We start from the raw sequence: 719 nt of genomic DNA on the forward strand, positions 1-719 counted from the left end.
GAAGAAGGACACAAAGAGGAAGAGGGTGGGGAAATTCTGGACCCTCATGTCTGGTTGGATCCAGCGCTTGCACAGAAAGAGGTAGAGTCCATTTTCGTCGGTTTGTCTCAAGCTGACCCAGCGCATCAAGAAGATTACCGTAAAAATGCAGATGTGTTTATCGGTAAGCTTAAAGCTTTGGATACATCCTTTCGTACAGGGCTAGAGCATGTGAAAAAGAAAGATTTCGTGACACARCATGCTGCTTTTGGCTATTTGGCTAAAGAATATGGATTGACACAAGTGCCAATCGCTGGACTTTCACTTGAAGAAGAACCGTCACCTACAAAAATGGCCGATATTATTAAGTTTGCGAAAGAAAACCAAGTCAAAACGATATTCTTTGAGACTCTAGTGGATCCGAAAGTAGCCACAACCATTGCCAAGGAGCTTAATGCCAAAACGGATGTGTTAAACCCGCTGGAAGGGTTGACGGATGAAGAGAAGAAGAAAAATTTGGATTACATCGGTATTATGACGAATAATCTGGAAGCTTTAAAGAAAGCGTTAAACGAATAGAGTTAAGTATGCAAACCATGGGTTTGCTTATTGCATGATAATTAATCGTAATAATTACAATTAAATGGAGGGTTAAGATGTCCGATCACAAAATTCCAGTGACAGTTTTAAGCGGTTATTTAGGAGCAGGTAAAACAACGCTGCTGAACCACGTTCTGCAT

At 40.9% G+C, this 719-nt stretch carries 2 protein-coding genes; both read left to right on the top strand.

All coding sequences use genetic code 11. From position 1 onward, the window contains the following. On the top strand, positions 1 to 558 hold a 558-nt coding region (locus AC1DUA_RS39705; RefSeq protein WP_477504886.1), incomplete at its 5' end, for a metal ABC transporter solute-binding protein, Zn/Mn family. Positions 559 to 635: 77 nt separating this feature from the next. After that, on the top strand, positions 636 to 719 hold an 84-nt coding region (locus AC1DUA_RS39710), incomplete at its 3' end, for a GTP-binding protein (RefSeq protein ID WP_477504887.1).

The organism is Paenibacillus sp. 01T422 (assembly GCF_056398785.1).